Source organism: Pseudooceanicola marinus (assembly GCF_002786295.1).
GTDB classification, from domain to species: Bacteria; Pseudomonadota; Alphaproteobacteria; order Rhodobacterales; family Rhodobacteraceae; genus Pseudooceanicola; species Pseudooceanicola marinus.
On record NZ_PGTC01000010.1, the window covers coordinates 520,719 to 540,323 of the forward strand.

At 68.5% G+C, this 19,605-nt stretch carries 14 protein-coding genes; 10 read left to right on the top strand and 4 right to left on the bottom strand.

The genetic code is table 11. The features are described from left to right. The first annotated feature begins 2 nt into the window (after positions 1 to 2). Positions 3 to 1,490, top strand: coding sequence for a TrkH family potassium uptake protein (locus CVM50_RS06665; protein ID WP_232618171.1), 1,488 nt, complete (start codon positions 3 to 5; stop codon positions 1,488 to 1,490). A 317-nt stretch (positions 1,491 to 1,807) separates the two neighbouring features. Here the strand turns inward: CVM50_RS06665 and CVM50_RS06670 are convergent, their stop codons facing one another. Further along, positions 1,808 to 3,568 (bottom strand): serine protease, encoded by a 1,761-nt coding sequence (locus CVM50_RS06670; protein WP_100148442.1) that lies wholly within the window; start codon positions 3,566 to 3,568, stop codon positions 1,808 to 1,810. 266 nt (positions 3,569 to 3,834) lie between these two features. Here CVM50_RS06670 and CVM50_RS06675 point away from each other — a divergent pair, with 266 nt between their 5' ends. The 9 genes from CVM50_RS06675 to CVM50_RS06715 all read left to right on the top strand — a co-directional run bounded on the left by CVM50_RS06675 (position 3,835) and on the right by CVM50_RS06715 (position 16,365). Next, positions 3,835 to 4,779 (top strand): glycine--tRNA ligase subunit alpha, encoded by a 945-nt coding sequence (locus CVM50_RS06675; RefSeq protein WP_085887401.1) that lies wholly within the window; start codon positions 3,835 to 3,837, stop codon positions 4,777 to 4,779. Between the two features lie 10 nt (positions 4,780 to 4,789). Further along, entirely contained in the window at positions 4,790 to 5,314 is a 525-nt protein-coding gene (locus CVM50_RS06680; RefSeq protein WP_085887909.1) for a DUF6446 family protein, read from the top strand. Between the two features lie 188 nt (positions 5,315 to 5,502). Continuing rightward, positions 5,503 to 6,366, top strand: a complete 864-nt coding sequence (locus CVM50_RS06685; RefSeq protein ID WP_085887400.1) for a DUF1206 domain-containing protein — start codon at positions 5,503 to 5,505, stop codon at positions 6,364 to 6,366. A 170-nt stretch (positions 6,367 to 6,536) separates the two neighbouring features. Then, the gene (gene glyS, locus CVM50_RS06690) at positions 6,537 to 8,555 is read left to right on the top strand and encodes a glycine--tRNA ligase subunit beta (RefSeq protein WP_408634051.1); all 2,019 of its coding nucleotides are present in this window, start codon (positions 6,537 to 6,539) and stop codon (positions 8,553 to 8,555) included. Positions 8,556 to 8,809: 254 nt separating this feature from the next. Next, positions 8,810 to 11,374, top strand: a complete 2,565-nt coding sequence (locus CVM50_RS06695; RefSeq protein ID WP_085887398.1) for a putative PEP-binding protein — start codon at positions 8,810 to 8,812, stop codon at positions 11,372 to 11,374. A 157-nt stretch (positions 11,375 to 11,531) separates the two neighbouring features. Next, on the top strand, positions 11,532 to 12,173 hold the full coding sequence (locus CVM50_RS06700; RefSeq protein WP_085887397.1) for a cell wall hydrolase: 642 nt from the start codon (positions 11,532 to 11,534) through the stop codon (positions 12,171 to 12,173). 291 nt (positions 12,174 to 12,464) lie between these two features. After that, positions 12,465 to 12,998, top strand: coding sequence for an ureidoglycolate lyase (locus CVM50_RS06705; protein WP_157792132.1), 534 nt, complete (start codon positions 12,465 to 12,467; stop codon positions 12,996 to 12,998). Then, the gene (locus CVM50_RS06710; protein ID WP_085887395.1) at positions 12,995 to 14,806 is read left to right on the top strand and encodes a hydantoinase/oxoprolinase N-terminal domain-containing protein; all 1,812 of its coding nucleotides are present in this window, start codon (positions 12,995 to 12,997) and stop codon (positions 14,804 to 14,806) included. The genes CVM50_RS06705 and CVM50_RS06710 overlap by 4 nt, the downstream gene beginning before the upstream one ends. After that, positions 14,803 to 16,365: a hydantoinase B/oxoprolinase family protein gene (locus tag CVM50_RS06715; protein WP_085887394.1), complete on the top strand. Its 1,563-nt coding sequence runs from the start codon at positions 14,803 to 14,805 to the stop codon at positions 16,363 to 16,365. Before CVM50_RS06710 ends, CVM50_RS06715 begins: the two co-directional genes overlap by 4 nt. 82 nt (positions 16,366 to 16,447) lie before the next feature. Here the strand turns inward: CVM50_RS06715 and CVM50_RS06720 are convergent, their stop codons facing one another. The 3 genes from CVM50_RS06720 to CVM50_RS06730 form a co-directional block, all read right to left on the bottom strand. Then, the gene (locus CVM50_RS06720) at positions 16,448 to 17,974 is read right to left on the bottom strand and encodes a tripartite tricarboxylate transporter permease (protein ID WP_085887393.1); all 1,527 of its coding nucleotides are present in this window, start codon (positions 17,972 to 17,974) and stop codon (positions 16,448 to 16,450) included. Then, the gene (locus tag CVM50_RS06725) at positions 17,974 to 18,450 is read right to left on the bottom strand and encodes a tripartite tricarboxylate transporter TctB family protein (protein WP_157792133.1); all 477 of its coding nucleotides are present in this window, start codon (positions 18,448 to 18,450) and stop codon (positions 17,974 to 17,976) included. Before CVM50_RS06725 ends, CVM50_RS06720 begins: the two co-directional genes overlap by 1 nt. 86 nt (positions 18,451 to 18,536) lie before the next feature. Further along, positions 18,537 to 19,514, bottom strand: a complete 978-nt coding sequence (locus CVM50_RS06730; protein ID WP_085887391.1) for a Bug family tripartite tricarboxylate transporter substrate binding protein — start codon at positions 19,512 to 19,514, stop codon at positions 18,537 to 18,539. Positions 19,515 to 19,605: the final 91 nt, after the last annotated feature.

The following is a 19,605-nucleotide window of genomic DNA, read 5'->3' on the forward strand; positions in this document are numbered from 1 at the left end:
CGATGGCCAACCTGGATGTGCCCCGCGGTCAGAGCCTGACCCTGATCGACTTCCGCCCCATTGGCTACGTGATCGGCCTGCTGGTGGCGGTGCTGGGGCTGACCATGCTGGTGCCGCTGGCGATGGACATCGCCGATGGCAACGGCCACTGGCCGGTGTTCTTCGAGAGCTTCCTCATCACCTTCACCGTGGGCAGTCTGACCTCGCTCGCCTGCCAGAACGGCGCGCGCGAGGGGCTGACCCTGCAGCAGACTTTCATCCTGACGACCGGTCTCTGGGCGATGCTGCCGCTCTTCGGAGCGCTCCCCTTCATCATGGGGGCGACACAGGCCGATTTCACCGACGCCTATTTCGAGGCGATGTCGGGAATGACCACGACCGGCTCCACGGTGTTCTCCGGCTTGCAGGATCTGCCGCGAGGGCTGAACCTGTGGCGCGGCATCCTGCAATGGCTGGGCGGCATCGGGATCATCGTCGTGGCCATGGTGTTCCTGCCGGAACTGCGGGTGGGCGGTATGCAGATGTTCCGCTCTGAGGCCTTCGAGACGATGGGGAAGATCCTGCCCAAGGCCTCGGCCATCGCGGGACAGATCTCGGTGATCTACGTCGGCCTGACCGTGGCCTGCATGCTGACCTACCTGATTTTGGGCATGGATCCCTACAATGCGACGGTTCATGCGCTGACCACCATGTCGACCGGGGGCTTTTCCACCTCCGACGCCAGCTTCGGTGTCTTCCAGGGACCGATGGAATATGCCGCCTCCTTCTACATGATCGCCGCGGCACTGCCCTTCGTGCGCTACGTGCAGATGCTGAACGGCAACCGCATCGCGCTGTTCCGGGACACCCAGGTGCATGGCTTCATCGGCACCATTGCCGTGCTGGTGGTCGTCTCGGCCATCGTGCTGCTGCATATCTTCCCGCATCACTGGGAACAGGCGGTGCGCGAAAGCCTGTTCAACATCGTCTCGATCATGTCCGGTACCGGCTATGCCTCGGTCGATTACATGCAGTGGGGCGCCTTCCTCATCACCATGTTCTTCTTCATCGGCCTGATCGGGGGCTGCGCGGGGTCCACCGCCTGTTCGGTGAAGATCTTCCGCTACCAAATCCTGCTGATTTCCATCAAGGCGCAGATCAAGCGGATCCACTCGCCGCACGGGGTCTTCTCGCTGCGCTATGACGGCAACAAGCTGGACGAGGACGTGCTGGCCTCGGTCATGTCCTTCTTCGTCTTCTTCACCGTCTCGGTGGGCGTCTTCTCGGTGGCACTGGCGCTGACCGGGCTCGACTTCATCACCTCCCTGTCGGGCGCGGCCACGGCGCTGGCCAATATCGGGCCGGGCCTCGGCGACATCATCGGCCCTGCGGGCAACTTCGGCCCGCTGAACGACACAGCGAAATGGGTGCTGATCATCGGCATGCTCTGCGGCCGGCTGGAGCTGATGGTGGTCTATGCCATGCTGACCGTGCGGTTCTGGCGCGGCTGATACCTGCATGGGCGGCGCTAGCGCCGTCCGGCTGGCCGTCCGTTCGTCGCGTTTCCCTTGCCTGACCCGGCGATCCTCATGGTGCGGCACCAGAAAGCGGCTGCGGCGGAGGTGGTCTATCCGCAGAATGTGGCGGGAGGCGGCTGGGCCGAGAAAGAGAAAAGGCGCCCGGGTGGGGCGCCTTTTGCATTTGGTCCGTCTGTGGGGGCCGGACTGGGCTCTGCCCGGGCGCCGTTCAGCCAGCTGGGCTCTGCCCGTGACGTCCTCAAACGCTCCCCCGGAGCGTTTGTCGGCCCCGTCGGGGGCCGAACCGGACGTCACTCCCAACACTGCACCAGAACTGTCAGTTCTTCGGCCTGACGGGTCAGGGCGGCGGGGGTCAGGGACTCGCCGGCGTTGGAGGTGCGGGGGCTCAGGCCGGCCTGCGTCAGCATGTCGGACACGGTCATGGCGTCGATCGCGAAGGAGACGCCCTCGGGCAGGCGACGGGCGCCATCCTCGGGGTCGGCCAGCAGGCCGATCAGCGCGCCGGAGCGGTCGAAAACCGGGCCGCCGGCGTCACCGGGCAGGGCCGCCAGGTCAAGGCGCAACAGGCCCTCTTCGCCGGCCAGGCCGCGCACATCCGCCAGGCTGCCCCAGGTGACACTGGGCGCGCCCAGAAGGCCCTCGTAGCTGTAGCCGGCCACGGCCACTTCGCTGGCGATGCGGGGGCTGAGGCTGGCCAGGCTGGCCACGCCCATGGGCGCCTGGGCGGTCGTCGGGCGCAGCAGGGCCAGCCCGGTGGCGGCGTCGCTGGCGGCCAGTTCCGCAGGGGTGCCGTCCTCGCGCCCCGTGCCCAGGGTCACGCGGCCGCAGCCGTCCACGGCCGACATCAGCGTCAGCACGGCACCATCTGCACCCACGTAGACGCCCGAACGGCCCTTCAGCGGCTTGCGGATCTCCAGGCCCGAAACCAGGTCGACGCTCTGCTCGGTGTCCGCGCCCGCATCATGGGGCAGCACACCGGGCGTCCGCTCGAAGCTGGCGCGCATCGTCTCCAGCAGGCGGCTGCGGCGTTCCTCATCGCCCGCGGGCCAGACCAGGATGAAGCCCTTGATCGCGCCATCCTCCAGCGCGGCTTCGGCATAGGTGGCGCGGGTGGCGTTCCGGCCCTCGATCGTGAAGCTGCGCGCGGCGCGTTCGCGCGGGCCGTCCTCGGGCAGGATCTCCAGCGTCTGCAGGATGTCGTAGAGGCCGAACAGCGTATCCTGATCGCCGTCCTGGCTGATCAGGATCAGCTGGGCGTCCAGATCGCCGGAGGCGGTGTAGAAGGCAAAGGGCGCCTGGTAGCGGTCGAAGCTGACGGCGCCGAGGGGCATCTGCATCCGGATGCCGGCGCGGGTGTCGGCCTGGGTCTGCAGGCCCAGACCGTCCAGAACCGCATTGTACTGACCCAGAAGCTCGGCCCGCTGGGCGGTGGTCAGGATGCCGGTCGCCTCGTGCCCGTTGTTCTGCTGCCAGGCGGCCATGGCGCCGCGGGTGCCGCGGCCGAAGGCGCCGTCGATAGCGCCGTTGTAGACGCCGGCCCATTCCAGCGCGATCTGCAGCTGGTCACGTTCGGCCCGGTTCAGCAGGGCCTCGCTGCGCCGCGCCTCGGCGGGGCTTTCGTCGGGCAGTGCGGGCATCGCCGGTTGCGTCTCGGCCTGCGCCTCGGGGGCGGCCTCGGGCTGGGCCTGCGGTGCGCTGGCGCCGCCGGCGGGCGGGTAGATCCGACCGGCGAACCAGCTGGGGAAGGCGATGTAGCTGTCGCGCGGGATGCGCCCCTCGGCGCGCAGCACGCGCAGGACTTCGCCGGCGTCGGTGCGGCTGTAGGGGCCAAGCGCCACGGCGAAATAGCCGTTGCCCAGCGAGAAGCCGTTCACGTCCGACAGGAAATCTTCGTAGTAGGTGATGGCGCGCAGGGCCTCGGACTCACTGGGTTGAGCCTCGATCTGCACGTAAACTTGGCCGCCGGCGGTCTGCGCCCGGACGGGCAGGGGCGCCAGGGCCCCCAGGGAAAGGAACAACGCGGCCACCACCGCGAACAGGGAACGGATCATAAAAAGGGCCTCTTGGCGAACTGTCTTTGCCCCTTCTAGCCGTCTGAACCCCCGGAAATGCAAGCGTTTTGACGTATTCGGACAAACCGGGCGCACGTACGGCGTCCCCCGTGCAACAGCGCGGGAGGCACATGCAACCGGAAGAGGACTTGCCCGGGGCCGCCGGTCGGTGCGGGTCTGGGCCATTGACCCTTCGCACGCCCGCCCGTAATCAGGCCCCTGACCCCGGCCGGCCCCGGTCTGTGCGCTACGTGAAAGGGATGGACATGTCCGAGACCCGCATCGAGAAACCTCGCTCCTTCCAGGAGATCATCCTGCGCCTTCAGGCATACTGGGCCTCCAAGGGCTGTGCGGTGATGCAACCCTACGACATGGAAGTGGGCGCGGGCACCTTCCACCCGGCCACCACGTTGCGCTCGCTCGGATCGAAACCCTGGGCCGCTGCCTATGTGCAGCCCTCGCGGCGCCCCACCGATGGCCGCTACGGCGAGAATCCCAACCGCCTGCAGCACTATTACCAGTACCAGGTGCTGATCAAGCCCAGCCCGCCGGACCTGCAGGACCTCTATCTGGGCAGCCTTCAGGCTATCGGCATCGACATGGAGTTGCACGACATCCGCTTTGTCGAGGACGACTGGGAAAGCCCGACGCTCGGCGCCTGGGGCCTGGGCTGGGAGGTCTGGTGCGACGGCATGGAAGTCAGCCAGTTCACCTATTTCCAGCAGGTCGGCGGCCACGACTGCCACCCCGTCTCGGGCGAGTTGACCTACGGGCTGGAGCGTCTGGCGATGTATGTCCTGGGCATCGATCACGTGATGGACATGCCCTACAATGATCCCCAGGCGCCGATCGCGCTGAAATACGGCGATGTCTTCCGCCAGACGGAAGAGGAGTATTCGCGCTGGAACTTCGACGTCGCCAATACCGAGGTGCTGCTGAAGCATTTCGAGGAGGCCGAGGCGGAATGCGAGGCGATCCTGGCGCAGGAGCATGTCGACCCGAAGACCGGTAAGCGCATCGTCATGGCGCACCCCGCCTATGACCAGTGCATCAAGGCGTCCCACCTGTTCAACCTGCTGGATGCGCGCGGCGTGATCTCGGTCACGGAACGTCAGGCCTACATCGGCCGCGTGCGGGCGCTGGCGAAGAAATGCGCCGATGCCTTCGTGCAGACCGAAGCGGGCGGCTGGGCCCCCGAGACCGCGGCCTGATCGCGTCATGATGGGCCGCATCCTCATCGTCGCGCTGTTGATCACTGCCGTGGTGGCCGGTGGCGCGATCTACTACCTGCAGGAATACGCCTATTACGAGGAAGTGCCGGCCAGCGGCACCGAGGACGTGCGGCTGACCACCCGAGAAGGTGAGGTCGTCGCGCTGCCCCATACCGGGTTCGAGGGCATCGACGCCGACAGCTCCCCGATCCGCTACCGCGCCTGTTTCACGGTCGACGCAGCTCAGGACCTGTCGGGTTATGAGCCCTATGAGGCGGCCGAACCTCTGGTCGGTCCGCGCTGGTTCGACTGCTACGACGCCGACGCCATCGGTGCGGCCCTGGAAGAGGGCAGTGCCCGGGCGCTGCTGTCGGTGGAGAATATCTCCTACGGCATCGACCGCGTGGTGGCGATCGCGGACGACGGGCGCGGCTGGGTCTGGCACCAGATCAATCGCTGCGGCGCCGAGGTCTTCGACGGCCATCCCGCTCCCGACGGCTGCCCGCCTGTGCCCGAGGGCGTCGCGCGCCAGTAGGCGCGCCCGTCACGCGGCGTCACGGCCCCTCCGAATACATGACGACAGGCCGCGCCCCGCGCGGCCTTTTGCGTTCCGGCCCCCTCGTGGCTCTGGCGGCGCCTGTTGCCCTGATCCGGGGTGCGGAAGGAACCCCGGCCGCTCGCTTCGCATTGGCCTAGTGACACAACACCGTGAGGAGCCGACCCATGTCCCAATCCCGTGCCCCCGCCTGGGTCGTCCCCCTGATGCGCTTCGGCTACGGCGCTCGCGGCATCACCTACATCCTGCTCGGAGGCCTCGTCCTCTCAGCCGCCCTGACCGGCGGGCAGGCGGGCAGTACCTCCACCGCGCTGGCCCAGTTGAAGGGACAGCCCTTCGGTGACTTGATGCTGGGCGCGATGGCCCTGGGCCTGCTGGCTTATGCTCTGTGGCGCCTGATCTGCGCCGGGATGGACCTGGAACGGCGCGGCACGGATGCCGAAGGGATCGTCGCCCGGCTGGGACAGGCTATTTCGGGCGCCATCGCCGCCGGTCTTGCGGTGACCGCTGCACGCCTCGCCCTCGGCTCTGCCAGCGGCAGCGGCGGGCAGGGGACCACGACGCTGGCCTCCTGGCTGCTGCAACAGCCCATGGGCAAGTGGCTGGTTATCGCCGTGGGCGTCGTGACCATCGGCGCCGGCGGCTACTATGCCATCAAGGCGCTGAAGGAGAAGTACAAGGATCACATGCGCGCCACCGCCACCAGTGAAAAGCTGGACCCGGTGGTGAAGGCCGGGCTGATCGCCCATGGCGTGGTGATCGCGCTGATCGGCGGCTTCCTGGCCTATGCCGGCTGGACCTCTGACGCGTCGGAGGCGCAGGGTATGACCCAGGCCTTCGAGACGGTCCGCGCCCAACCCTTCGGGCAGGTCCTGCTGGGGGTGCTGGCTCTGGGGCTTCTGGGCTTCGCCGTCTACTGCTTCGTCGAGGCGCGCTATCGCATCGTGCCGGCGCGGGCGGGCGATGACGTCACCACCCTGGCGCACCGGGCCAAGCGCGAAGGCCGGCGCGCGGCGGCCCGTCTGGGCTAGCCGGCAGGCAGTCTGCGGGGCGGGGAATTTCCCCGCCCTCTCTGGACGCTCCCGGCCCCCTTCGCTATTCCCTGCGGCAACGCGCCCTTCGCGGCGCCCCACGCTGCCTGGATGGAACCGACATGCCCGATCTGCTGATCGAACTCTTTTCCGAGGAAATTCCCGCGCGCATGCAGGCGCGGGCCGCGGAAGACCTGAAGAAACGCATGACCGACGCGCTGGTCGAGGCCGGGCTGACCTATGCCGGTGCCGCCGCCTTCCACACGCCGCGCCGCCTGTGTCTGACGGTGCACGGCCTGCTGGCCGAAAGCCCGCTGGTGCGCGAGGAACGCAAGGGCCCCCGCGTCGACGCCCCGGAAAAGGCGATCGAGGGCTTTCTGCGCGGTGCGGGCCTGACCCGCGACCAGCTGGAGGAACGCGAGGAGAAGAAGGGGAAGGTCTTCTTCGCCGTGATCGAGAAGCCGGGCCGCCCGGCCGCCGAGATCGTGGCGGAAGAGTTGGAGAAGATCATCCGCAATTTCCCCTGGCCGAAATCCATGCGCTGGGGGGCGGGGTCCCTGCGCTGGGTCCGCCCGTTGCATTCCATCCTGTGCATCCTCACCGATGAGGAGGGCGCGCGCGTCGTGCCGATGGACATCGACGGCATCGTCGCTGGCGACACCACCGAGGGTCACCGTTTCATGGCGCCGGGCCGGTTCAAGGTGCGCAGCTTCGAGGACTATGACGCCCAGCTGAAACGCCGCTTCGTCGTGCTGGACGCCGCCGAGCGCGCCGATGCCATCTGGCAGGAGGCCACCAATCAGGCCTTCGCCGCCGGGCTTGAGGTGGTCGAGGACAAGGGCCTGCTGGCCGAGGTCGCGGGCCTCGTCGAATGGCCCGTCGTCCTGATGGGCGAGATCGGCGCCGACTTCCTGCACCTGCCGCCGGAAGTCCTGCAGACCTCGATGAAAGAACATCAGAAGTTCTTCTCGGTGAAGAACCCCAAGACGGGCCGCATCGAGCGGTTCGTCACCGTTGCTAACCGCGAGACGGCGGACAATGGCGCCACGATTCTGGCGGGCAACCAGAAGGTCCTCTCGGCGCGTCTGTCGGATGCGAAATTCTTCTGGGACAATGACCTGCGGATCGCCAAGGACGCCAAGATGCAGCCCTGGCGCGACCACCTGGCCCATGTGACCTTCCACGCCAAGCTGGGCAGCCAGGCCGAGCGGATCGAGCGGATCGCCGCCCTGGCCGCGCAGCTGGCCCCCGCGCTCTCCGCCGACGCGGGACTGGCCGAAGAGGCCGCGCGCATCGCCAAGGCCGATCTGTCGTCCGAAATGGTCTACGAATTCCCCGAGTTGCAGGGCCTGATGGGCCGTTACTACGCGGAGGCCGCAGGCTTCGCCCCCGAAATCGCGGCTGCCTGCGAGGAACATTACTCGCCCTTGGGCCCGACCGACGATGTGCCGACGGCGCCGGTCTCCGCCACCGTGGCGCTGGCTGACAAGCTGGACACGCTGACGGGCTTCTGGGCTATCGATGAGAAGCCCACGGGCTCGAAGGATCCCTTCGCCCTGCGCCGTGCCGCGCTTGGCGTGATCCGGATCCTGATGCAGCATGGCACGAAGCTGGCGATGACGCCGGTCTTCACCAGTTGCCACGACCTGTCCGCTGACACCGCCGCCGATCTCCTTTCCTTCTTCCATGACCGGCTGAAGGTCCACCTGCGCGACGAAGGCATCCGCCACGACGTGATCGACGCCTGCCTCGCGATGGAGGGCAACGACGATCTGGTGGCCCTTGTGGCCCGCGCCCGCGCGCTGCAGGCCGTGCTGTCGACCGAGGACGGGGAAAACCTCGTTCAGGGCTTCAAGCGCGCCAACAACATCCTGACCAAGGAAGAGGAAAAGGACGGCGTGGCCTATGAGTTCGGCGCCGATCCGAAGTTCGCCGAAGCCGCCGAGGAAACCGCGCTCTTCAACGCGCTGGAAGCGGCCAAGCCCAAGCTGGACGCGGCCAATGCAGCCGAGGATTACGCCGCCGCGATGGAAACCCTCGCCACGCTGCGCGCGCCCATCGACGCCTTCTTCGAGGCGGTGCAGGTCAACACCGACAACGCCGTGGTGCGCCGCAACCGCCTGAACCTCTTGTCGACCATCCGCTCCACCGTGCTGAAGGTCGCCGACCTGACCCGCATCGAGGCCTGAGCCTCGGCACAGTTTTCGCCCCCGGTGCCCGGGGGTGAAGCCTCCGGCGGGAGTATTTTCGGCCTGCGTATAGGAGGGGGCAGGGCGCGGGTGATCTCTTGTCCGCCCTGCAGGCCCGCCGCGTGCCTGTCTTCTCCTTGCCGGAAATATCCCGAGGGGGCGGGGTCCGCGCGGGTCCTTGCTGCATCCGCGAAACCGCTTGCCCCGAATCCCGCCACCGTTATGCTTCGGCCACCTTGACGGGGGAGACAGCGGTGAAAGACACCGATCCGCATATCACGCGCATCACCGAAACCGCGCCGGTGGCCACCAACACCCACGGCGGCCGGGCTAAGTGCCTGCAGCGCCTGGTGCGCCTGTCGCTGCCCGTGCCGCTGACCGTCGCGCTGTCCTTCCGGGCCGTCAACGACATCGCCGAGGGACGCCTGCCGTCCATGGCCGATCTGCTGGAGCCCTTCGGCGAACACCCCCTGCTGTGCGTGCGCCCCTCGTCGGAGGATCCCGACTGGGGCGGGCCGTCGGCGGTGCTGAACATCGGCATGAACGACGCGACCCACGCCCGCCTGTCCGCACAGATCGGGGAAGAGGCGGCGACGGCGCTCTACAAGAGCTTCGTGCGGACCTATTCGGTGCATGTCGAACGGCTGGACCCGGACATGTTCGAGGATCTGCCCCCTTCCGGCCCCGAGGCGCTGGCCTTGTCCTTGCGCGCGTACCGCGAGGAAACCGAAGAGGAATTTCCCCAGGACCCGGCCGTGCAGCTGGCCGCGGTGCTGAAGAGCATGGCGCGCGCCTGGCGCGGCACCACTGCGCGGCTCCTGCGCCAGGCCAAGGGGGCGCCGGCAGATGCGGGACTGGGCCTGGTGGTGCAGGAGATGGCGCTTGGCCTCGGCAAGGACGGAGAGTGTGGCTCGGGCGTGATGCAGCTGGTCTCCTCGACCTCCGGCAAGCCGCGCATCACCGGGCGCTACCTCAGCCAGTCGCAGCACCGCGAGGCGCTGCGCGAGGGCTCCCGCGCGCTGTACCTGGCGCGGGACGAACGCGGGCCGTCGCTTCAGGAACTGGCGCCCGAGGCCTATGACCGGCTGGTCGAATACTGCCAGCTGATGCGCTTCCGCCTGCGCGAGGAGATGCAGGCCGAGTTCACCATCGAGAACGGCAATGTCCATGTCCTCGACGCGCTGCGGGTCAGCCGCAGCCCGCGCGCGGCGCTGCGCATCGCCGTGGCGCTGGCCCAGGACGGGGTGATCCCGCGCGACGAGGCGCTGTGCCGGGTCGAAAGCCGGGCGCTGAACGAGATGCTGCACCACCAGATCGACCCCGAGGCGCCGCGCGATGTGCTGGCCACGGGGATCGCGGCCTCTCCCGGCGCGGCCACGGGAAAGCTGGTTTTTTCGGCCGCCGCCGCCCAGGCGGGCAAGGCGCGCGGCGAGGCGACGGTTCTGGTGCGCCGCGAGACCGGGCCAGAGGACATTCGCGGCATGCATGCCGCCGTTGCCGTGGTGACGGAGCGGGGCGGCATGACGTCCCACGCGGCGGTCATCGGGCGGGGTCTGGGCCTGCCCAGCGTGGTGGGCTGCTCGGAGCTGTCCTTCGACGTGAAGAAGGAGCGGCTGCGCGCCCGCGACGGGCGGATGCTGAAGGCCGGGGATATCGTGACGGTCGATGGGTCCTCGGGGGACATCCTGGCCGGCGCCGCACCGCTGATCGAGGCGGCCCATGACGAGGCCTTCCAGGCGATGATGGCCTGGGCCTGGGAATATTGCGACATCGGCATCCGCGCCAATGCCGACACCCCCGCCGACGCCGAGGTGGCGCGCCGCTTCGACGCCCAGGGCATCGGCCTGTGCCGGACCGAGCATATGTTCTTCGACGCGGGCCGCCTGACGGTGATGCGCGAGATGATCTTTGCCGATGTCGCCGCCGATCGGCGCGCGGTGCTGGACCGGCTGCTGCCGATGCAGCGGGCCGATTTCATCGAGTTGTTCCGCATCATGCAGGGCAAGCCGGTGTGCATCCGCCTCTTCGATCCGCCCCTGCATGAATTCCTGCCCTCCGACCGGGCCGGGTTGCGCGAGCTGGCCGAGGCGCTGTCGCTGCCGCTGTCCGACGTCACCCGCCGGGTCGAGGCGCTGTCGGAATACAACCCCATGCTGGGCATGCGCGGCGTGCGCCTGGGGATCACCATGCCCGAGATCTACGAGATGCAGGCCCGTGCCATCTTCGAGGCCACGGTGGAGGCCTCGCGCGAGGGCGATCCGGTGGTGGCGGAGATCATGATCCCGTTGGTCAGCGCCAAGCGCGAGGTGGAGATGGTGAAGACCCGGGTCGACGCCGTCGCGGCAGCGGTACGCAACGAGACGGGCCGGGATTTCACCTATCGCCTGGGTGTCATGGTCGAGACCCCGCGCGCGGCCCTGAAGGCGGGCGACATCGCGCCCCACGCGGCCTTCCTGTCCTTCGGGACCAACGACCTGACCCAGATGACCTACGGGCTGTCGCGCGACGACGCCGGAAAGTTCATGTCCGACTATGTCAAGCAGGGCGTCTTCCCGGAGGATCCTTTTCATACGCTCGACACCGATGGGGTGGGCGAATTGCTCATGATCGGGGCAGAACGGGGGCGCGCGGCGCGACCCGACCTGATCCTGTCGATCTGCGGCGAACACGGGGGCAACGCCGAATCAATCGCCTTCTGCCGCAGCGCGGGCTTCGATTACGTGTCCTGCTCCCCCTTCCGGGTGCCCGTGGCGCGGCTGGCGGCGGCGCAGGCGCGCATTCGTCCCACCCTGCCGCCGCGAGCTTTCAAAACCTCCTGAACTCAGACGCTTACCCCCTGTCCGATGCGACGGGAGGTGTTGACGGGCCGCTCACCTTTCGGTGGGTGCCGGGCCGCGGGGTGGACGGTTTCACAAGTTTTCGTTAGGGAACCGCTCTTGGTGCGCCCCATTAGGCGTGCAGCGACGAGGTTCGACGATGCGAATTCTGACTTTCCTGAGCGTGGCAGCCACTGCGGTGGCTCTGGTGTCCGGTGCGCCCGCGCGCGCGGACAATCCTTTGTCCGAGGCCATGAAGACCGAAGCTCAGGGGCTGAATTCCGTTCCCGGCACTCGCCTGACCGCCCTGTTGAAACGCCCCCGTGTGGCCGCCGAGACCGGCGTGGAATACTCCCGCGAGTGGCTGGCCCGCCAGCCCTCCGGCAAGGGCGGCGCCGAGTTTCAGTGCCTGGCCGAGGCGCTTTACTTCGAGGCGCGGGGCGAAAGCGTGAAGGGTCAGTTCGCCGTGGCCGAGGTGATCCTGAACCGGGTCGAAAGCGCGACCTTCCCCAACACCGTCTGCGGCGTGGTCCACCAGGGCACGGGCCGCAAGTTCGCCTGCCAGTTCACCTATACCTGTGACGGCCGCGAGGAAGTGATCCACGAACCCGCCGCCTACGCCCAGGTGGCCAAGGTGGCCTCGATCATGCTGAAGGATGAGGACGCCCGTGGCCTGACCGACGGCGCCACCTTCTACCACACGCTTCATGTCGCCCCGCGCTGGTCGCGGAAGTTCGACCGCACTGCGACCATCGGCGTGCATCACTTCTACCGCATGCCGACCCGGCTGACGCAGAACTGATCCGTCTCGGCGACGAGACCTGGCAAACTACCTTTTTCTCGGGCAGGTGGCGCTGCCCCCGCCTTGTGCTGACGCGCAATTCCCCCCGGATACTTTCGGCAAAGAGAAGACCGGGCCCAGGGCGCGGTGGAACGACCCGCGGGCGGGACTTCTGTGCGATTATAGACCGTTTGAGATTTATTGGTCCGAAACTCCGATTAAATTCTGGACCCTGACCAGCGTTCGCGCGACACTTCGTCCCGTGCGGGGCGGTCCTGCGGCTGCCCTGACGGACCTCGAAGTGGAAAGACCGTGCCGCAAACGCCCCCCGATACTGCTCCCCGAACGCCTGCCACCTGCATCGCGCAGCCCCTGACGCCAGAGGCTTTCGCGCCCCATGGCGATGTCGCCCGTCCGGGCATGGGCGCGGTCAAGATGATCCGTGAGGGCCAGGTGCGCCTGAGCAAGACCGAAGCGACCTTCCCCCATGACGTGGCTGCGCCAGCGGCGGCGCTGGATTTCTACGAGGTCGAGCCCAGTGAGGCGCCCCTGCGGGCCACCATGGTCGAACGGCATCCCTTCTCCACCCAGATGTTCTGCCCCATGGAGTCGGGCCGCTGGCTTGTCGCCGTCTGGCCCGACGGGCCCGAGGGCGCGCCGCAGGCCTTCGTGGCCGGTTCCGGTGACGTGGTGACCTATCGCCCCGGTCTGTGGCATCATGGCATCGTCGCGCTGGATCGTCCGGCCACCTTCGCCTCGCTGATGTGGAAGACGGCGGACGGGCAGGGCGACACCGAGTTCCTGGAGCTGCCCGCCCCGGTTCTGATCGACTGGCCTGACGCATGAGCGGGACACATCTGGCCGTGGATTTCGGCGCCCGTTTTGCCGATTTCGTCGCTTGGGACGAGGGCAGCCTTCGGATCTGCAAGGTGCCCAACAGGGGCGACGTGACCCAGGTGACCCGTGCCGGGCTGGCCGAGCTGGGCCTGACCGGGGCGGAGCTGGACAGCCTCCGCTTCGTCAGCACTGCCCCGCTGAACGCCCTGCTGGATCGCGCCCCGGGGGAGGTTGCCCTGCTGACCACCCGCGGCTTTGCCGATACCCTGCGGCTGGGGAGGCAGAACCGCGTCGCGCTCTACGATCCGGTCGCGGCTTCTCCCGCACCGGCCTTCCTGGTGCCGGAGGCCCGGATTCACGAGATCGGCGGGCGTCTCGATGCCAGCGGGGCCGAGGTGGAGGCCCTGTCGCAGACCGACATGGAACGGGCCATCGACGCCCTGCGGCGCGAGGGCGTGAAGGCGGTGGCGGTCTGCTTCCTCTTTTCCCATCTGAACCCCGCGCATGAGAAGCAGGCGGCCGAGGCCCTGCGCGCGGCCCTGCCCGAGGTGGCGATCAGCCTGTCCTACGTCATCGACCCGGCGCCGCGCGAATACGACCGCACGGTATCGGCGGCGCTGGATGCCTGGATCGCGGCGCGTGCGGGCGACACCCTGGCGCAGCTGCGCGGGGCCCTGCCGGAAGGGTTCGCGGGCCAGATCCTGCTGGGTGAGGGACGCGGCGTGCTGGTGCCCGAAGAGGTCTTCGACCGGCAGCGTGCCGTCCTGCTGACCGGCGCCCCGGCGGCAGCGGGCCGGGCCGGTGCCCGCGCATCTGTTGGGCCGGAGGCGCCGGAGGATACCCTGGTCCTCGACATCGGCTCGCAGAGCGCCGACATCGCCCTGGTGCAGGGTGGCGAGCCGGTCAGCGTTGATTTCTCCCGCTTCGCCGGGGTCGACCTGCGCGCCACCATGGTCGACATGGCCAGTGTCGCTTTGGGCGGTGCCCGCGGGGTGCGGCAGGACGGGGTAGAGCTGACCTTCGACGGAAGCGCGCCCGAGGCACCGTGCTTGGACGATGCGCTGGCGGTGTTGGGGCGTCTGCCCGATCCGGGCGACGCGGCGCGCGCGTGCATCTCGGGCTTTGTCCCCGGGAAGGCGGTGGAGGAGACCGCGCGGCAGATCGTCCGGGCCGCCGCAAAGACCGCTGCGCTCGCCCTGATCCGCTACGCCACCCGGCGCAACGTGGATCCGGCCCGCGCTGGTCTTTGCGTCATGGGCGGCACCGGCCCCCTGCTGGCGGCCGAGATCGCCGCGGAGATGGACGCGACCTCCGTCTCGATCCCCCGCGCGCCAGCTGTGGCTGGCGCCATGGGCCTGGCCCAGGCGCCCCGCCGGCGGGAGGCCATCCGTCGCGCCGACAGCGCCCTTGCCGATCTCGGCGATGCGACACTAACCGGACTGCTGGAGGCGCTTGAGGCCGAGGTGACAGGCGAGGGTACGCCGGTCTGGACCCTGACCCTGGCCGCGCGGGCGCCCATGCACCCGCTGCAACTGACCACGCGGACCCGCCCGGCCTCGGTCGCGGCGATCCGCGAAGACCTGGCGCGCGCCTATGACACCCAGTTCGGGGTGGCCCCGCCGGGACCGGGGCACCTCTTTTCCATCCGGCTGTCGCACGACACGATCACCGCGATGCCGGTGATGCCCGGCGCCGGCGCGCCGACACCTGACGCCGCCCGCCTTGTCACCACCGAGGCCGGGGCGATCTATCTGCCCGAGGGCTGGGACATCACGCAGGACGGCGCCGCCTACCGCCTGACGAGGAGCGCGCCATGAGCGATACGCTGAAGATCCTGCAGCTGCGCCTCGACGGGCTGGCCGAAACCATGCAGCAGACCCTGCTGCGCTGTGCCGTCTCGCCGGTGGTGCGCGAAGGGGCCGATGCCTCCTGCGCGCTGTTTTCGCCGCGGGGCGAGGTGTTGGCCCTGGCCGAGGCGATCCCGCTTCTTCTGGGGGCGCTGCCCGGGTCGGTGCGCGCGATCCTCGATGCCTATCCGGCGGAGACGATGCAGCCCGGTGACATCTTCGTCACCAATGATCCCTTCTCCGGCGGGACGCATCTGCCTGACATCGCCGTGGTGCAGCCGGTCTTCGCCGAGGCGCGCCTGGTCGCCCTGTCGGCCAGCCTGCTGCATCATCAGGACATCGGCAGCACCCGCGCGGGATCGGTGCCGCCCGATGCCACGGAGATCTTCCACGAGGGCCTGCGCCTGCCGCCCCTTCAGGCAGGGCACGCGGGGCAGTTCGACCCGGCGTTCGAGCGGCTGATCCGCGCCGCGTCGCGCGTACCCGACGTGGTGGTGGGCGATCTGGAAACCCAGCTGGCCGCCGGGTTCCGCGCGGCCGAGGGCGTGCGCCGCCTGGCGGGAGAGGCGGGGGCGGAGAGCTTCCTGGCGGCCTGCGACGCGATGTTGGACCGGGCCGAGGCCGCGACCCTGGCCCGCCTGTCGGACCTGCCCGCCGGGCCCTTTGCGGGTGAGGATGAGCTGGACCCGGTCGCCGGGCTTGGCCCCTGCGCGGCGCGGGTCTCCCTGCGTTTCGAAGCGGGGCGGATGATCGCGGATTTCCATGGCTCCTCGCCGCAGGTGGCCGCACCAGTGAACTGCGTCCGCTCGGGGCCGCTGTCGGCCACTTTCTACGGGCTGCTGACCCTGCTGGACGAGGGCGCCCTGCGCAACGGTGGCGTGCTGCGTTGTCTCGACCTGCGCCTGCCCGAGGCCAGCGTGGTCAACGCCGCGCCCCCGGCGGCGGTGAACGCGCGGATGAACATGGTGCGCTGCATCACCTCGGCCCTGTTGCAGGCCCTGGCCCAGGCGGACGGCGCGGGCATGCCCGCAGCCAATTCCGGCATGTCCTATGTCATTGCCTTTTCCGGCACGGATGACGCCGGCCAGCGGTTCCTGTCGACCGAGATCGTCGCCGGCGGCGCCGGCGGCGGCCCGCGTGCCGATGGCTGCCCGGCGATCTCGACGGACGTGGGCAACGCCATGAACATCTCCGCCGAGGCGCTGGAGTCGCTGGTGCCGATGCGCCTGCTGTCTGCCGAAATCCGGCGCGGGTCGGGCGGGCCGGGGCAGTTCCGCGGCGGTGATGGGGCAAAACGCGTCTACGAGGCGCTGGCCGATGGCATCGCCGCCTCGATCCGGGGCGAACGGTTTTCCCGCGTGGCGCAGGGCGCCCATGGGGGCGGCGCGCCGAAAGGCTCGGCTGTGACGGTGCTGCGGGTGGATGGCGGGCGCGAGGAATTGACCGCGCGGTCGGCCATCACGCTGAACCGGGGCGACCGGGTGGTGATCGAAAGCTCCGGCGGGGCTGGATACGGCACCCCGGCCTAGGGGCTGCGGACGCGCCTGAAAGACAAAGCGGCGGTCGGGATGTCCCGGCCGCCGCTTTCGTTTCGCCCTCTGAACGCAGGTGTCAGTCGTCGTCCTCGTTCATCTCCACCGGTGCGCGGCGCAGCAGGCGCTGGCGCAGGCCGGGCAGGAAGACAGAGCCAAGGAAGATCAGGCTGAGGCCCATGAAGACCGCGCTGATCGGGCTGGTGAAGAAGACGCTGGCATCGCCCCGCGACAGCAGCATGGCGCGGCGGAAGTTCTCCTCCAGCAAGGGCCCGAGGATGAAGCCCAGCAGGACCGGCGTGGCCGGGAAGCCGAAACGCCGCATCAGATAGCCCAGCACGCCGAAGCCCAGCACGACGAAGATGTCGAAGACATTGTTGTCGGCGGAAAAGACACCGACGCAGATGAAAACCAGGATGCCGGGGTAAAGCAGGTTGTAGGGCACCGACAGCAGCTTCACCCACAGCCCGATCAGCGGGATGTTCAGCACCAGCAGCATCAGGTTGCCGACCCAGAAGCTCATGATCAGGCCCCAGAACATCTGTGGTTCGGAATTGATCAGGTTCGGCCCCGGGGTGATCCCGTGCAGGATCATCGCCCCCATCAGGACGGCGACGATGGCGTCGCCCGGAATGCCCAGCGACAGCATGGGGATGAAGGCCGACTGGACGGAGGCGTTGTTGGCCGCCTCGGGGGCGGAGATGCCTTCCAGCGCGCCCTTGCCGAAACGGTCGGGTGTCTTCGAGATGCGCTTCTCGGTGGCATAGGCCATCAGCGAGGCGATACCCGGTCCCGTGCCCGGCAGGGCCCCCACGAAGGAGCCGATGGCCGAGCCGCGCAGCGTCGGTCGCACGATCTGCCGCCATTCGCCGCGTTCGGGCATCATGTCCTTCATGCGGATGCGCCCGACCTTCTGGATCACGCCCTGCGGCTGGCGGATGTTCGAGATGATCTCGGCCACGCCAAAGAGCCCCATGGCGACGGCGACGATCGAGAACCCGTCGGCCAGTTCAAACAGCCCGAAGGTGAAGCGGAACTGCCCGGTATTCACATCCGTGCCCACCATGCCCAAGAGCAGGCCGAAGACCACCATCGACAGAGCCTTCATCGGCGAGCCGATGGTCAGGGTGGAGGCCGCGACGAGACCCAGCAGCATGACGGAGAAGTAATCCTCGGCCCCGAACTCCAGCGCGAATTCGGCGATGGCGGGGGCGAAGCCCATGACCAGCACGATGGCGATGGAGGAGCCGACGAAGCTGTTGATCGCGGTGACGAAGATCGCCAGCGGCGCCTTGCCCTGCTGTGCCAGCGGATAGCCGTCGAGGCAGGTGATGGCGGCCGTGGCCGTGCCCGGCAGGTTCAGCAGGATCGAGGCGGTGGAGCCGCCGTATTGCGCTCCGTAGAAGATGCCCGCCAGCATGATCAGCGCGTCGGTCGGGTCTAGGTAGTAGGTCAGCGGCAGCGCCAGCGAGATCGCGGCCAGCGCCCCGATGCCCGGCAGCACGCCCACGAAGGTGCCGATGGTGACCCCGATGAAGCAATACATCAGCGCGTGCCAGGTCAGCGCCGTGGCCAGGCCGGTTTCAAATCCCTGCAGGATATTCATCACGCGCCTCCGAAGGCTGAAAGGGGCAGGCCCAGGCCCCAGATGAAGACCGCCGTACCCAGCCCGGCGATGAAGAGCGCGGCCAGCGCCAGCCGGCGCCAGTCCCGTCCGCCCTCGAAGACGGCGCAGATGGCGAAAAGCAGCAGCGTGGCGGGGATGAACCCGATGCGCTCGACGCTCAGGCCGAAGGCCAGGATGCTGACCACGGTGCCGATCAGCGCGCCCCAGTGGAATGGCTCCTCGGGGGTGTCGGCGGGGGCGGCGCGGGCCGTGGCGCGCGCCTCGATCAGCACGCCCAGGCCCATCACCATCAGCAGCACCGAAAGGCCCAGCGGGAAAAACCCGGGGCCGGGCCGCAGGACCGACCCCAGCGGATAGTTGAGGGCACCGGCGGCGACGGCGGCGCCGGTCAGGATCACCACGACCCCCGGGAGGTAGGGGCCGGGACGGAATGAGAATGCGGGGGAACTGGCCACGAGATGGCTCCGAAGCTGTCGGTGGGACGCGGATCGCCGGCGGAACGGGCCGCCGGCGATCGGGTTTCAGCCAGGATAGGCGTCGCTTATTGCTTCAGGCCAGCGGCATCGACGACCTCGGTCCATTTCTCGACCTCGGAGGCGATGAAGGCCTTGGACTCCGCCGGCGGCATGCCCTCGACCAGGAAGCCGCGCTCGCGGAACATGGCCTGCATCTCTTCGCTCTCCAGCGCGGTGGAGACGGCACCGTACAGCGTGTCCAGCGCTTCGGTCGGTGTGCCGGCGGGGGCAAACAGGCCCTGCCAGGAGAAGGCGGCGTAGTCCGGCAGGCCGGCCTCGGCGATGGTCGGCACGCCTTCCAGCAGGAAATGTTCCTGGGTGCCGGTGACGCCCAGGGCGGTCAGCCGGCCGTTGGCGATGTATTCCGAGGTCACCAGGATATCGCCGAACATGGCGTCGATGCGCCCGCCCAGCAGGTCCTGCAGGGCGGCGGCGCTGCCCTTGTAGGGGACGTGGACCAGGCTGGTGCCGGATTCCAGCGCGAAGAGCTCGCCAGCCATGTGCATCGAGGTGCCGACGCCCGGGGTGCCGTGGGTGAAGGTGTCGGGGTTTTCCTTGGCGAAATCGAGCACGTCCTGGACGCTTTCGAAATCACTGTCGGAGTTGACCACCAGCGCCAGCGGCGAGGAGATGACAATGCTGACCGGGTCGAAGTTCTCGGTCGGCGAATAGGGCAGGTCGTCGCGCAGCGCGGCGGAGATCGCATTGGACCCGGTGACGCCCATCAGAAGGGTGTAGCCATCGGGATCGGACTGGGCGACGTAGTTGGCGCCCACGGTGCCGCCGGCCCCGCCCCGGTTTTCCACCACGACCGGCTGGTCGAGCTGGGCGGAGAGGCTTTCCCCCAGCTGGCGCGCCAGCAGGTCGGTGGAGCCGCCGGGCGGGAAGGGCACGACGATGGTGATCGGGCCTTCGGGGTAGGTCTGGGCGGCCAGCGGGCCGGCGAGGGCGGTCATCAGGGCCGCAGCTGCGGCGCCCGTGGTCAGGAAAGTACGCTTGAACATTGTCTTTATCCTCTACTCTGTTGGGGAACTGGTCCGTTGTTCGGACCTGTTCTGGTTCTGGTTTATTCTTCTGTCGTGCCGCGGGGCGGCG

Bases quoted from the DNA above. Each gene is read 5' to 3' on its own strand.
- CVM50_RS06720 (WP_085887393.1), bottom strand. From the start codon at position 17,974: ATGAATATCCTGCAGGGATTTGAAACCGGCCTGGCCACGGCGCTGACC.
- CVM50_RS06730 (WP_085887391.1), bottom strand. From the start codon at position 19,514: ATGTTCAAGCGTACTTTCCTGACCACGGGCGCCGCAGCTGCGGCCCTG.
- CVM50_RS06665 (WP_232618171.1), top strand. From the start codon at position 3: ATGGCCAACCTGGATGTGCCCCGCGGTCAGAGCCTGACCCTGATCGAC.
- CVM50_RS06675 (WP_085887401.1), top strand. From the start codon at position 3,835: ATGTCCGAGACCCGCATCGAGAAACCTCGCTCCTTCCAGGAGATCATC.
- CVM50_RS06715 (WP_085887394.1), top strand. From the start codon at position 14,803: ATGAGCGATACGCTGAAGATCCTGCAGCTGCGCCTCGACGGGCTGGCC.
- CVM50_RS06685 (WP_085887400.1), top strand. From the start codon at position 5,503: ATGTCCCAATCCCGTGCCCCCGCCTGGGTCGTCCCCCTGATGCGCTTC.
- CVM50_RS06680 (WP_085887909.1), top strand. From the start codon at position 4,790: ATGGGCCGCATCCTCATCGTCGCGCTGTTGATCACTGCCGTGGTGGCC.
- CVM50_RS06670 (WP_100148442.1), bottom strand. From the start codon at position 3,568: ATGATCCGTTCCCTGTTCGCGGTGGTGGCCGCGTTGTTCCTTTCCCTG.
- CVM50_RS06710 (WP_085887395.1), top strand. From the start codon at position 12,995: ATGAGCGGGACACATCTGGCCGTGGATTTCGGCGCCCGTTTTGCCGAT.
- glyS (WP_408634051.1), top strand. From the start codon at position 6,537: ATGCAGGCGCGGGCCGCGGAAGACCTGAAGAAACGCATGACCGACGCG.
- CVM50_RS06700 (WP_085887397.1), top strand. From the start codon at position 11,532: ATGCGAATTCTGACTTTCCTGAGCGTGGCAGCCACTGCGGTGGCTCTG.